12 protein-coding genes and 1 tRNA gene are annotated in these 12,195 nt (G+C 42.4%); 6 read left to right on the forward strand and 7 right to left on the reverse strand.

Annotation, left to right across the window (positions count from 1 at the left end; all coding sequences use genetic code 11):
• Nucleotides 1-3 precede the first annotated feature (3 nt).
• The gene (pbpC, locus tag PY092_RS17755; RefSeq protein ID WP_275617140.1) at nt 4-2,376 is read left to right on the forward strand and encodes a penicillin-binding protein 1C; all 2,373 of its coding nucleotides are present in this window, start codon (nt 4-6) and stop codon (nt 2,374-2,376) included.
• Nucleotides 2,377-2,748: 372 nt separating this feature from the next.
• On the opposite strand, the gene der is transcribed toward pbpC, so the two are convergent.
• On the reverse strand, nt 2,749-4,050 hold the full coding sequence (der, locus tag PY092_RS17760) for a ribosome biogenesis GTPase Der (protein ID WP_275617141.1): 1,302 nt from the start codon (nt 4,048-4,050) through the stop codon (nt 2,749-2,751).
• A gap of 76 nt (nt 4,051-4,126) precedes the next feature.
• Between der and PY092_RS17765 the strand changes: the two genes are divergently transcribed.
• On the forward strand, nt 4,127-4,642 hold the full coding sequence (locus PY092_RS17765) for a GTP-binding protein (RefSeq protein ID WP_275617142.1): 516 nt from the start codon (nt 4,127-4,129) through the stop codon (nt 4,640-4,642).
• Here PY092_RS17765 and era read toward each other — a convergent pair.
• Both era and PY092_RS17775 read right to left on the reverse strand, forming a co-directional pair.
• Nucleotides 4,639-5,520, reverse strand: coding sequence for a GTPase Era (gene era / locus PY092_RS17770; protein WP_275617152.1), 882 nt, complete (start codon nt 5,518-5,520; stop codon nt 4,639-4,641). The genes PY092_RS17765 and era overlap by 4 nt on opposite strands.
• On the reverse strand, nt 5,510-6,874 hold the full coding sequence (locus PY092_RS17775; RefSeq protein ID WP_275617143.1) for an alanine/glycine:cation symporter family protein: 1,365 nt from the start codon (nt 6,872-6,874) through the stop codon (nt 5,510-5,512). The genes era and PY092_RS17775 overlap by 11 nt, the downstream gene beginning before the upstream one ends.
• A 113-nt stretch (nt 6,875-6,987) precedes the next feature.
• Between PY092_RS17775 and PY092_RS17780 the strand changes: the two genes are divergently transcribed.
• Together PY092_RS17780 and PY092_RS17785 are read left to right on the forward strand one after the other, a co-directional pair.
• Nucleotides 6,988-7,060 (forward strand) — tRNA-Met (locus tag PY092_RS17780).
• 43 nt (nt 7,061-7,103) lie between these two features.
• Nucleotides 7,104-8,384, forward strand: coding sequence for a tyrosine-type recombinase/integrase (locus tag PY092_RS17785; RefSeq protein WP_275617144.1), 1,281 nt, complete (start codon nt 7,104-7,106; stop codon nt 8,382-8,384).
• A 74-nt stretch (nt 8,385-8,458) separates the two neighbouring features.
• Here PY092_RS17785 and PY092_RS17790 read toward each other — a convergent pair whose 3' ends face one another.
• The 4 genes from PY092_RS17790 to PY092_RS17805 all read right to left on the reverse strand — a co-directional run bounded on the left by PY092_RS17790 (nt 8,459) and on the right by PY092_RS17805 (nt 10,876).
• Nucleotides 8,459-8,662, reverse strand: coding sequence for a hypothetical protein (locus tag PY092_RS17790; RefSeq protein ID WP_275617145.1), 204 nt, complete (start codon nt 8,660-8,662; stop codon nt 8,459-8,461).
• 6 nt (nt 8,663-8,668) lie between these two features.
• A complete protein-coding gene (locus tag PY092_RS17795; protein WP_275617146.1) occupies nt 8,669-9,703 on the reverse strand; it encodes a relaxase/mobilization nuclease domain-containing protein in 1,035 nt (344 codons plus the stop codon).
• Nucleotides 9,700-10,041, reverse strand: coding sequence for a plasmid mobilization protein (locus tag PY092_RS17800; protein WP_275617147.1), 342 nt, complete (start codon nt 10,039-10,041; stop codon nt 9,700-9,702). The genes PY092_RS17795 and PY092_RS17800 overlap by 4 nt, the downstream gene beginning before the upstream one ends.
• Nucleotides 10,042-10,447: 406 nt before the next feature.
• A complete protein-coding gene (locus PY092_RS17805; RefSeq protein WP_275617148.1) occupies nt 10,448-10,876 on the reverse strand; it encodes a hypothetical protein in 429 nt (142 codons plus the stop codon).
• Between the two features lie 252 nt (nt 10,877-11,128).
• Here PY092_RS17805 and PY092_RS17810 point away from each other — a divergent pair, with 252 nt between their 5' ends.
• Both PY092_RS17810 and PY092_RS17815 read left to right on the forward strand, forming a co-directional pair.
• A complete protein-coding gene (locus PY092_RS17810) occupies nt 11,129-11,452 on the forward strand; it encodes a hypothetical protein (RefSeq protein WP_275617149.1) in 324 nt (107 codons plus the stop codon).
• Between the two features lie 196 nt (nt 11,453-11,648).
• Nucleotides 11,649-12,086, forward strand: a complete 438-nt coding sequence (locus tag PY092_RS17815) for an ATP-binding protein (protein ID WP_275617150.1) — start codon at nt 11,649-11,651, stop codon at nt 12,084-12,086.
• The last annotated feature ends 109 nt before the right edge of the window (nt 12,087-12,195 follow it).

Below are 12,195 nucleotides of genomic sequence, written 5' to 3' on the forward strand. Positions count from 1 at the left end.
TGGATGAGTGAATTTTTATCGCCAGTAAAAAGAATCCTAGTCAACCATAAAATCAAGTTTGGAGTATTTTGCTTCGTTTTGATTTTATGGTTGTTTTGCCTGCCCAAAAATCTCTTTGAAGCCCCAACTTCAACAGTTGTGGATAGTTCTGAAGGCTCCCTTATCGGGGCCCGTATTGCCGATGATGGTCAATGGCGGTTTCCCCAGATTGATTCGGTTCCCGATCGCTTCAAGCAGAGCATCTTACTTTTTGAGGACGAGTATTTTTATCGACATCCTGGATTTAACCCCATTTCCATTATCAAAGCAATCGGACACAATCTTACGAAAGAAACAAGAAGGGGCGGTAGTACGATCACACAGCAAGTGATACGGTTGAGCAGAAAAAACCAAAGTCGGACCTACTGGGAAAAACTCATCGAAGTGTTTATGTCCACCCGGTTGGAACTTCGCCACTCCAAAGAAGACATTTTGAAGCTCTATGCCTCCCACACACCCTACGGTGGTAATGTAGTGGGGTTGGAAACCGCGGCTTGGCGATATTTTGGGATTCCTGCCCATGAACTGAGTTGGGGACAATCCGCCGCCTTGGCCGTTTTGCCCAATGCACCTGCCCTGATTTTCCCTGGTAGAAACGAACTGGCCTTTTTGGACAAGCGTAATCGATTATTGAAAAAGTTATGGGAGAAAGAAGTCATTGATGAAACTACCTATGAATTGGCCATAGCCGAACCACTTCCGCAAAAACCCTTCCCATTGCCCAATGTGGCACCGCATCTTACCGAGCGAATCCGAAATGAGCATCCGGGTCAGCGTATAAAAACTTCGCTGCAACGACCCTTGCAACAACGGTTGAATCTTTTGGCAGAACGACATTATAGACAATTGCAAAGCAACGAAATCCATAATCTGGCCATTCTGGTGCTCGATGTGGAAACCCGAAAAGTGCTTGGGTATGTAGGAAATTCCCCTTCGGATAAGACACACGCCAATTATGTGGACATCATCACTAAAAAGAGAAGTACGGGCAGTACGTTAAAGCCTTTTTTGTTTGCATCGCTTTTGGATGAGGGCCAATTGCTGCCACACAGTCTGGTGGAAGATGTACCTACCGTGATCAACGGATACCATCCTCAAAATTTTGATTTAAATCACGTTGGCGCCGTACCTGCAAGCAAGGCCTTATCCCGTTCCCTGAACGTACCTGCTGTCCGATTGTTGCGGGAATACGGGCTTCAAAAATTTTACAACAAGCTCCATAAAATGAATATGGAATCATTGGACAGGCCTTCATCCTATTATGGACTCTCCTTGATTCTCGGTGGTGCTGAAAGTTCCCTTTGGGAAGTGACCTCCACCTATGCCTCCATGGCATCGACTTTAAACTATTTTTCGAACCATTCCGGTACATACAGAAATCAAGAATTTACGCAGTCTACCTATCTACACAATGAGACCCCAGATTTTGGGGAAGAACAATTTGACCCTTTGGTTTTTGGTGCAGGGGCCATCTACAGTACTTTTCAGTCGATGTACGAGGTCAACCGACCTGAAGGCGATGAAAATTGGCAATTTTTTGATTCCTCTCAACCCATTGCCTGGAAAACCGGAACCAGTTTTGGTTTTAAGGATGCTTGGGCGGTAGGAGTTACACCAAAATATGCCATTGGGGTTTGGGTGGGCAATGCCGATGGCGAAGGCAGACCCGGACTTACGGGAATCACGGCTGCGGCTCCATTGCTTTTTGATGTATTGGATGCACTTCCCCAAAGCGGTTGGTTTCAAGAACCTTTTGATGACCTTGTGGAGTTGGAGGTTTGTGCAGAAAGTGGGTTTCGCGCTTCGGTGTATTGTGATGACGTGAAACAAGAATGGGTGCCTACACATGGAACGCGAAGTGGCCCATGTCCCTATCATCAGCAGGTGTTTTTGGATACTTCGGAACAGTATAGGGTAAACTCCGAGTGCTATCCTTTGGAAGATATGGTAGCCAAAAATTGGTTGGTACTCCCTCCTATTTTGGAATACTATTATGCTTCTTCCAACCCAAACTATAAACCTCTACCACCCTATTTGGAAGGTTGTTCTGCTTTGGAAATTGATCTAATGGAATTCATCTACCCAAAAAGAAATGAAATTGTACTGCTACCCAAGGATTTGGGCACCAAAACATCGGAAATTATCCTAAAATTGGCCCACCAACAATCCAATGCCATCATATATTGGTATTTGGATGAATTATTCATTGGCAAGACCGAGAATTTCCATGAACTTGTTTTACCTATTGAACCCGGGGAATACATGCTCACAACCGTTGACAATCAGGGTAATCGAATTCAACAGGTAGTGGAAGTGCGTTCTGCTTCGGGCGAGTAAATGTTCTGCGGGCAAACAGCACATTTGCCTGTGCAACACAAAAGTCAATGCTAAAAAACAATCAGTTTAAATTAAATTAACCTGTTGTGCCTTTTGATAAAACTTGTCATTTCGAGTAGATTTCACGATAGCATTAGTGAAATTTGTATCGAGAAAAAGAATTTTATCAAAAAAGGTTCTCGATACGATTTTTCGTCACTCAAAATCACTCGAACTGACACCTGAAACCAAGTTTTAGGTTCAAAATGCTTAATTGAAATGGCAGAAACAATCGGTCGAAAGAAGTTTTTAGAACCAAGATTCTTTTCTCAAATTATTGATTCTCTACATTCAGAGCTAGTGGTAAACGTTCGTTCTGCTTCCGGCGAGTGATTACTTTTTCCGCATAAAAATGGTCATCGGAACTCCTGTAAAATCAAAATTCTCCCTGATTTTGTTCTCCAAAAATCGTTTGTAAGGATCTTTCACATATTGTGGCAAGTTGCAGAAAAAGGCAAATTGTGGATATGGTGTGGGCAATTGGGTACAAAACTTGATCTTCACATACTTCCCTTTAGTTGATGGTGGTGGTGTTTTTTCAATGATGGGCAGCATTATATCGTTCAGCTTACGTGTTGGTATTTTTCTGGAACGATTTTCATATACTTCCACCGCAGTTTCTATTGCCTTGTAAATTCGTTGTTTGTTCAGAACCGAAATAAAGAGAATGGGTACATCTTCAAAAGGAGAAATAACCTCTTTTATTTTTGCTGTGTACTCTTTTACCGAATTGGTCTCTTTTTCGACCAAATCCCACTTGTTCACTAGAATTACAATCCCCTTATTGTTACGCTGCGCCAACCAAAAAATATTCTGTACCTGTCCATCAAAACCTCTTGTGGCATCCAGCATCAAAATACAGACATCGCAATACTCAATAGCTCGAACGGAACGCATAACGGAGTAAAACTCCAAGTCTTCCTTTACTTTGGATTTTCTGCGAATACCGGCGGTATCCACCAAATTGAACTCGAATCCAAATCGATTGTATTTTGTATCGATACTGTCTCGTGTAGTCCCTGCAATATCCGTGACAATGTAACGATCCTCCCCTATCAAAGCATTGATAAAGGATGATTTCCCTGCATTGGGTCTTCCAACTACCGCAAAACGGGGCAATTCACTTTCTTCTTCCACATCATCGGGCAATACCTCAACCAGGGCATCCAACAATTCGCCCGTTCCACTACCATTGATACTTGACAGGGTGTAATATTCACCCAATCCCAAGGAATAAAACTCCACGGCATCGGCCATCCGCTTGGTATTGTCCACCTTGTTCACGGCCAAAAATGTGGGTTTATCCACCCGGCGAAGGAGTTTGGCCACATCTTCATCCATTCCTGTAACGCCCGACTCCACATCCACCATAAAAATGATGGCATCGGCCTCATCGATGGCCAATTCCACCTGTTTATCGATTTCTTTTTCAAAAACGTCATCGCTACCTACGACGTAACCACCGGTATCGATCAAAGAAAACTCTTTGCCGTTCCAGTCACTTTTGCCATAATGACGGTCCCGTGTAACACCACTTACGGCATCCACAATCGCCTCACGGCGTTGAATGAGTCGATTAAAAAAAGTGGACTTCCCAACATTGGGTCTTCCTACAATGGCTACAATAGCTCCCATTAGGTATAATTTTTGGCAAAAATACCATTTATTATGAAGAAAAAATGATACCTTTTTTCATCATTTTCAAATGATTATGAGCGACTTGACCAACGAGATAGTTTTACGGCCCCGTTTTCGTGTCTCCCTGAAGGCAAATTTAGAACAATTGGAATCCATTTTTGATCATGCCACAAGCAGTCCTTTCTTGGTCAAAAGGATGGACGAGCATATTTTTGTCAAGTTCAAAAAAGCGGAAACTACCTTTTGGACACCCCAACTTCATCTGGAACTTTCTTCTTTTGAGGAAGGTGTGAGCAACATTCGAGGTGTTTTCGGTCCCAACCCAACCCTCTGGACTTTTTTTATGTTCCTGCATTTTGGTGTGGGCACGGTTTTTATCATTCTGGGCATTTTTGCCTATTCCAACTATTCCTTGGGCAAGGATATTACCTTATGGTTGGTGGGTATGTTCTTTTTAGTGGTGATTTGGTTCGCACTTTACGCATTTGGTCGTTTGGGAAAATCCAAGGGTAAAGGTCAGATGGAACAATTGAAACAATTTGTAAGGGACACCATTGCCCCTTTTGAACGTATCCATAATGAATCCTAGCCATTGTACCCAAAGCGTTTGAGCTGTTGGGAATTGCTTCGCCAGTTCTTGTTCACTTTCACGTAGAGTTCGATATGAACTTGCTTGGCGAAGAATTTTTCGAGGTCTTTTCTGGCTTCCACTCCTACTTTTTTAATAGCACTACCCTTGTGTCCAATAATAATTCCTTTTTGGGTATCGCGCTCTACCATGATCACCGAACGTATTCTGATGATGTCCTCATCCTCCAAAAACTCCTCGGTCTCCACCTCAACGGAATAAGGGATTTCCTTTTTATAATTAAGTAAGATTTTTTCCCGGATGGTCTCGTTCACAAAAAAGCGTTCGGGCTTGTCCGTCATTTGATCTTTTGGATAGTACGGAGGTGCTTCGGGCAGTAATTCCAAAATACGGTTGAACACTTCGGTAACATTAAAGTTTTCCAAAGCGGAAATAGGATGGATCTCTGCATTGGGCAATTGCTCCTGCCAATATTGCATTTGCTCTTCCAGCTTTTCCTGATCGGATGTATCAATTTTATTGAGGAGCAGCAACACGGGAATCTTGCTGTTCTGTATTTTTTTGAAGAAGCCTTCGTCCTTGAGGGCTTTTTCCCCTATTTCCACCATATAAAGCAGCACATCGGCATCCTCAAAAGCGGATTTCACAAAGTCCATCATGGAACTTTGCAGTTCGTAGGCTGGTTTGATGATGCCAGGGGTGTCGGATAAAATCACTTGGAAATCATCTCCGTTGACGATTCCCAAAATACGATGACGGGTGGTCTGTGCCTTGGAAGTGATAATGGACAATTTCTCGCCCACGAAGGCATTCATCAATGTGGACTTGCCCACATTGGGGTTCCCGATAATATTTACGAATCCTGCTTTATGCGCCACCTTTCTTTCTTTTTTCAAAATATTGTTTGGATGCTGCGTTTACCTTTGGAGAAAGATACAACACAGCAATCATATTGGGAATGACCATCAATGCGTATGATAGGTCAATCAGGTTTTTTACCAATTTCAATGATGCGATTGCAGCGAAAACAATCATAATGATAAAAAACACATTGTACCATTTTCCGATTTTGGCATTCGTCAAAAAGGACAAACTCTTCACGCCATAATATGAGTACGTAAACAGGGTCGACAATGCAAAAGCGGCCACTATTACCATTAAAAGTACATCCCCAATTCCGTAAAGTGTGGTTTCAAAAGCGGACATCGTCATCACAATGCCACTGCCATCCTCAAGATAGGCCCCACTTAAAATAATGACCACTGCGGTAAATGTACATACTAAAATGGTATCGATAAATGGCCCTAACATCGCCACTAGTCCTTCCTTTGCCGGTTCATCGTTACGGGATTGCCCGTGGTACATGGGTGCACTACCGAGACCTGCCTCGTTCGAAAACATGGCCCTGCGAACACCGACGATGACCAAGCCCCAGAATCCTCCTGTAACAGCGGTATCGAAGTTCCAAGCTTCGACCAAAATCATTTTTAGGGCTGGCCAAACCTCCCCTGCATGGCTCGTCATCACAAAAATGACCGCCAAAAGGTAAATCCCTACCATAAATGGAACTATTGCCGAAGCTACTTTGGCAATCTTTGTCAGTCCACCAAAAATCACAATGGATGTAATGATGGCCAGAAAAAAGCCTATTCCAAGTTTCCAATTGTATTCGCTGGTAGCCCAAAGGGTTTCGTGTGGTTGCACGACACCCATAAATGCTTCGGTAAATTGATTGGCAGTAAAAACGCCTAAAAACCCGAACAATCCACAAATACTGAAAAAAACAGCCATGGGCTTTGCCCATTTCCCCATTCCTTTTGTAATATAGAACATGGGGCCTCCTTGCATGTGTCCATCGGAATCAGTGCCCCGATACATAATGGCCAAGCTCCCTGAATAAAATTTGATGCCCATACCCAATAGAGCGGTCATCCAAATCCAGAAAACCACTCCGGGCCCTCCATCGTGGATGGCAATCGCAACCCCTGATATATTTCCCAATCCGACCGTAGCGGCCACTGCTGCGGACAATGCCTGAAACGAGCTTACATCCCCTTTTGCATTTTTGTCATCATACTTACCTGAGACCACTGCAATGGCATGTCCAAAATGGCGAAAGGGCGCAAATTTGGAATAAAAGGCCAAAAACAGCCCGCCACCTATGAGCAGAATAAACATGGGCCACTCGGTATAGGGCAGAAGTGAGGAGATAAAATCGTTGATTGCGTCCATAAGGTAAAAAGGTCGAATTTATGGATTTTGGGTGGGATTGACACTAGTGGAGAAGGAATATTAAGATTAGTTTGGAAAAGATGTAAAAAGGGTTGTATATTTGCCGTCCACATCGCGGGGTAGAGCAGTAGGTAGCTCGTCGGGCTCATAACCCGAAGGTCACTGGTTCGAGTCCAGTTCCCGCTACAAGGATAACCCATTGACTGACAGTGTTTTAAAACTGTTGCCAATGGGTTCTTTTTTTGATATATTGCAAAGCGCATACGCTACCGCATACAAAAACGGATTGGATAAAAAAAAGTACACGGAACCAAAGATCTATCATGGAGGTGAAAATTTCGACCTCTCCAAAAGATGGTATGTCTATTACTCCTATGCCCATCCCGAATTGAAGGACAAGTATGGAAATCCCGTAATGGTCCGTCAATCCCCCATTACGATGAACATCAATAGGAAGTGCAGGACAAAGACGGAAAGATTGATGCAGTTGGGTGTGGTAAAAGAAGTTCTTGTGGAAATGCTAAAGGAAGGTTACTCTCCCTTCAAGGATAAATTAAAACTCGCCGCCGATTCCTTGGAATATACTTCCGAGGCGGCATTGGACTATGCCTATGCCATAAAGATCACCAAACTTTCCGAAACTTCGATAAAGGATTATAGCAGTCGATACAATCGGTTCAAACTTTATTTGGACAAAAGGAACCTGCTCGATAAGAGCATACTGGGTATAACCAAGCAGGTGGTCAATGAATATCTCCACGGAATAGCCAAGACCAGCAGTGCCAGGAACCGTAACAATACCCGTATCGTATTGAGCGCAATTTTTGGGGAACTGGAGGACAATGAAATCATCCCACGGAATTTTATCGAGAACATCAAGGTACTGGATACCAAGTCGGTGAGCCATAAGACTTACTCGTTGGAAGTTTTGGAAGGCCTATTTACCTATATGGAGAAAACCGACCCCCTACTTTTGCTCTTCGTCAAGTTCGTTTCCTATAATTTTCTACGACCTATAGAAGTGTGCAGGTTAAAGGTCAAGGATGTCTTTATCACACAAAAACTATTACGTTTCCAGGCAAAGAACAAACCTGAAAAGGTCAAGATCATCCCGGATATTGTCCTAAACGAAATTGAGGGCCTTGACCTTTCGGAACAAGAGCATTTTCTGTTCACACCAGATGGTATTGGGGAATGGGACGCCTCGGAAACCAGTAGAAGGGATTACTTTTCAAAGCGTTTTTGGAAACTGAAAAAGAAATACAATGAACATCTCCTGGCACAAGGTGAAACACTTCAATTGGGGAGTGAATATACCGTCTATTCCTTTAGACATACCTTTATCACGCTTCTGTTCAGGAAATTCAGAAAGGATTTCACCTATACGGAAACCTGTGACAAACTGATGCTCATTACGGGCCATTCCACGTTGGATGCGCTAAAGTCTTATTTGAGGGATGTTGATGCGGAGCTTCCTGAGGATTATAGTGGTTTATTGACCTTGAACTAAGATTCTCCCGAATCTGAACCAACAAATTGGAATGGTTCTGTACAAGTTGGCCATGTGATCATTATGCCCATATGCTATTTGTTCAGGTGGAGCTTTCCGGTGGAAATGAAGAGGTCTCTATAATATTTTTTTAATTTCTCCCTTTCGGTCATTGGTTTTGGTTTATGGTCGGGACATGCCTTTGCCTTTTTCTGGGATAGAATGGCCTCCAAATCCTCAACGGACAAGCTATCCAGCAGGGCATTTAGCAATTTATCACTGACCAAGCTACCTTCCATGATATATTACAACCTTTTTCCTTTACCTTTTCTTTTCGCTCTTTTTTTCCTGTCCTCAAGCTCCAATTTGAACGGGGTCCAAGGAATCTCCTCTATATGGTCAGATACTACAGTTTGAGCCTTTCCCAGATAATCTTTTGGTTGCCCAAAAGTTTGGACTGGCCCTCCCGGAGCATTTGTTGTTTTTCCTGGAGTACCCGTTGCCCTTCCAATGCTTTCTCCATAAGTTCTTTCAGCTCTTCGTTCTGCAGTATTATTTTCGAGAATAATTGAACAGTCTCTGTCTTGCCCATAATCAATGCGTTTTATGATGTTGTTCCATGAGTATTTTCTTCCCAGGGTGCTTCCCTTATATATCACGTTCCCATATCGGAATGAAATCCCGGTCACCCTACCTGTGGTCTTGCTGACATTGAACTTCGGAAAGATGTTCCTTCTTTTCAATCCTATAATGAACCCGGCCATATCCTTGGATTCCCTCAATACATTCTCAAGATGTTGTTGGAGTATCAGTTTTATGGGAGGTTCAGATGTCCTTATCGCCTTTTCCACCTCTTTTTGGGTCAGGGCAGCTTTGCTTTTGAGGTTCCCATCCGGCAATCGGGCCAGATTGTATTTCCTTTCCAGCTCCCTGACAAGTTGTTTGCTCCGATAAAGGTCCCTACTGTCATCCACCACTTCCCCAGACAATTTTACCCTATTGGCCACGATATGGATATGCTGGTGTTCCTGATCGGTATGCCTGTAGATGATATACTGGTTGTCATCGAATCCCATTCCCTTCAGATAATCGAATCCAAGTGAGGCAAACTCACGGTCTTTCAAATTATCGGTATGGGGAAGGTTAAGGGAAACATGACAGACCGCTTTGGCCAATCTTGGACGTAATTGTCTGATAAGGTTGAACTCCTTGGTTCTGTCAACCGTATTTCCATGGGAAATATTGGCATCGATCACGCTGCCCTGCCCTTGTTCCACCTTCTTTTCATTATAGGCCAATACACCATAGAAGTCCTTTCCCTTTATGATCTTTGCTATCATTTGCCCAGAATGTTTAATTTTATGGCATCCAGTACACCTTTCAGTTCCATCAGCTCCTTCTGGAGTCCTTGGGGATCGTGCATTCCCAAATGGGTTTTCTTGACAAGTTGGTTGATGTTGTTCCCGATTCGGCTCAGTTCAACAAAAAGCTTTCTGTTCTCCGGCAATACCTTAACCCTTGGCAGCGACTTTCCCGTGGCTCTCCTTCGTACATAATCTGGGATTCCGATCCCCAAGGTGCCTGCATTGTTTGACAATATCAGATATTCGTCCACCGACATCCTGACATTTACCTGTATAGGCCTGATAGATCTTATGTCCTTTTTTGGTCTTGCCATATCTTAGGGGTTTGGGGAGGATCCCCAACAAGCTTGCGAACACAGTGAGCAGTTTTTGTTATCAAAAACATAGCTTGCTTCGTGACCTCCGGTTAACTATATGGCAAACCTAAAGCCTATGGATTGCTTAGAATGGATTTGCCGTACACGGTTATATGTACGGTAAATCTATCCAACGTATTTACTTAATTGAAAATCAAGGATTGGGCGAAATCGAAAAGGTGTATTTCTGTGGGAAGGGAAGAATAAGGAACACCGTTTTAAAATTCAAGACCATGAACCAATTTTATACTTGATAGTCCTCTCAAATTCGTTTGGAGACATACTGCTTGTCATTCAACTATATCTGTTCCAAGAGATGTTTGAAACAAAAGATTTGAATTGAACTTTTATTCAACCATGCAGATTAATTCAATAAGGGCAACAGTACGGATTTATCCAACTTTAAATCCATCTGCAAATCAGGAAGATTGTCAAAATCAAAAATTGGGAAAGGAGTAACGGTAACAAGCCTTGCTCGGCGCAAGGTCTCGACCCATAACAGGATGTGCCATGCTAAGAAAATCTGATTGAATTCACCTTCTTCCAATTCCTTTTCCGGCAATCCCTTTAAAAAACGGTAGGTGGTATATAAAGCATCAAAAAGCTCACACATGAGGGTTTGATCTAAGTTCGCATCTCTTGGATTGGTCTTGTCAAAAAGATCCTTTAATAGAGGGTCTGGCAATACATCCGATGTGGTATCCAAGGATACGACCATAATGGAAACTGTTCGAGAAATGATCCCTTCCGGATCATTATCGAAATCTAAATACAATCCTCCTTTTTCGTGCATATACAACCCAAGGTAAGGTTTTGGTCTGGGACCATAAAGGTATTCGCAGTATTTATCTGGTTTTTAGCATTGTTGACCCCAATAATTACAACATTTTACTTTTTAAATCGTAAATTTGGGAATACATCAAACATTGTAGCCTTTAGATTGTTAAACCTCTCCCCCTTTTGACAATAAAGAGCTACATTTTTTAATATAAAATCGTAAAATCTTACCGAATTAGTGAGCTTGTCATCAAAAACTTTGGAGGTTTTGAAAAAATTAAAGCAGGTTTGCCATGTCAAGGAGACCGCATATATATTATATGGTAGTGATGAGGCGTTGACATTATACCACGAATCCCTGGATGCATTGCTTAAATCGGATTGTATGGATTTCGATGTCGTCACCTTTGAAACACAGTTAGGCAAAAAACCGGAATTTATCATTGACATTTTTGAAATTGAAGGTTATCGCATAATAAACCGTACTATACGAAATCGGTTACATGACAATCTCTGCAAAAAAGTTAAAAATCAGATTATTGAACCGAGACAACAAAAATGGCTTGAAAAAAAGGAAAACTCGGAAAACTGAAATTTTCTGTAAAATCTTCCCAAAATACCCTCAACTATATACTAGTCTATGGAGTCCTAGCAAACCTGTTTGGGTTTCCTTACCTTTCGACCAAATTAAACTTCACTTCTATCACAAATTCATGGATTCAACGAAAAAGCCGTACTTTGTGAGGAAATACTTTCCTTTTATATTTGAGAATAATTGAATCTCCAACATGGACCAAAAATTGACTTTTAAAGTGGACAGTGCCCTTCTTAGAGAGTTGGGTGAAAAGTTGGTTGAAACAGTTCACGTGGCTTTAGCTGAATTAGTAAAGAACGCCTATGATGCCGATGCTACATTAGTTAAAATTAGGTTTGAAGTTGGAGAAAATGACAAAAATCGCATTAAAATAATTGACAATGGAATCGGAATGAATTTCCACGCTGTTGAAAATTATTGGATGAGAATTGCCACGACTAACAAAAAAGACAAAGACACTTCGGTAGTATACGGCCGCCCTTTGACTGGAGCAAAAGGGATAGGACGATTCTCGTGTAGACGGCTAGGATCAAAGCTAACTCTAATTACAAGAGGGACAGAAAAAGGAAATGCAACGGGTGATCAAAAAAATATCCAGTATTCGAAGGTAGAGTGGAAACGCCGGACATAGTATACCACCCTCGCCGGGTTAAAGTGACCATAGCTGGCCGGACGAAAGTGACCCACCCCCGCCGGGCCAAAGTGACCCACCTTTAGATTAGATCTATCTGTAAAAAGTC

It is taken from the genome of Flagellimonas yonaguniensis (genome assembly GCF_029193885.1).
Lineage (GTDB): Bacteria > Bacteroidota > Bacteroidia > Flavobacteriales > Flavobacteriaceae > Flagellimonas > Flagellimonas yonaguniensis.

What these genes read in the sequence shown, in the direction of transcription:
- pbpC (WP_275617140.1), top strand. Translation starts at nt 4, where the DNA reads ATGAGTGAATTTTTATCGCCAGTAAAAAGAATCCTAGTCAACCATAAA.
- der (WP_275617141.1), bottom strand. Translation starts at nt 4,050, where the DNA reads ATGGGAGCTATTGTAGCCATTGTAGGAAGACCCAATGTTGGGAAGTCC.
- PY092_RS17765 (WP_275617142.1), top strand. Translation starts at nt 4,127, where the DNA reads ATGAGCGACTTGACCAACGAGATAGTTTTACGGCCCCGTTTTCGTGTC.
- PY092_RS17775 (WP_275617143.1), bottom strand. Translation starts at nt 6,874, where the DNA reads ATGGACGCAATCAACGATTTTATCTCCTCACTTCTGCCCTATACCGAG.
- PY092_RS17785 (WP_275617144.1), top strand. Translation starts at nt 7,104, where the DNA reads ATGGGTTCTTTTTTTGATATATTGCAAAGCGCATACGCTACCGCATAC.
- PY092_RS17790 (WP_275617145.1), bottom strand. Translation starts at nt 8,662, where the DNA reads ATGGAAGGTAGCTTGGTCAGTGATAAATTGCTAAATGCCCTGCTGGAT.
- PY092_RS17795 (WP_275617146.1), bottom strand. Translation starts at nt 9,703, where the DNA reads ATGATAGCAAAGATCATAAAGGGAAAGGACTTCTATGGTGTATTGGCC.
- PY092_RS17800 (WP_275617147.1), bottom strand. Translation starts at nt 10,041, where the DNA reads ATGGCAAGACCAAAAAAGGACATAAGATCTATCAGGCCTATACAGGTA.
- PY092_RS17805 (WP_275617148.1), bottom strand. Translation starts at nt 10,876, where the DNA reads ATGCACGAAAAAGGAGGATTGTATTTAGATTTCGATAATGATCCGGAA.
- PY092_RS17815 (WP_275617150.1), top strand. Translation starts at nt 11,649, where the DNA reads ATGGACCAAAAATTGACTTTTAAAGTGGACAGTGCCCTTCTTAGAGAG.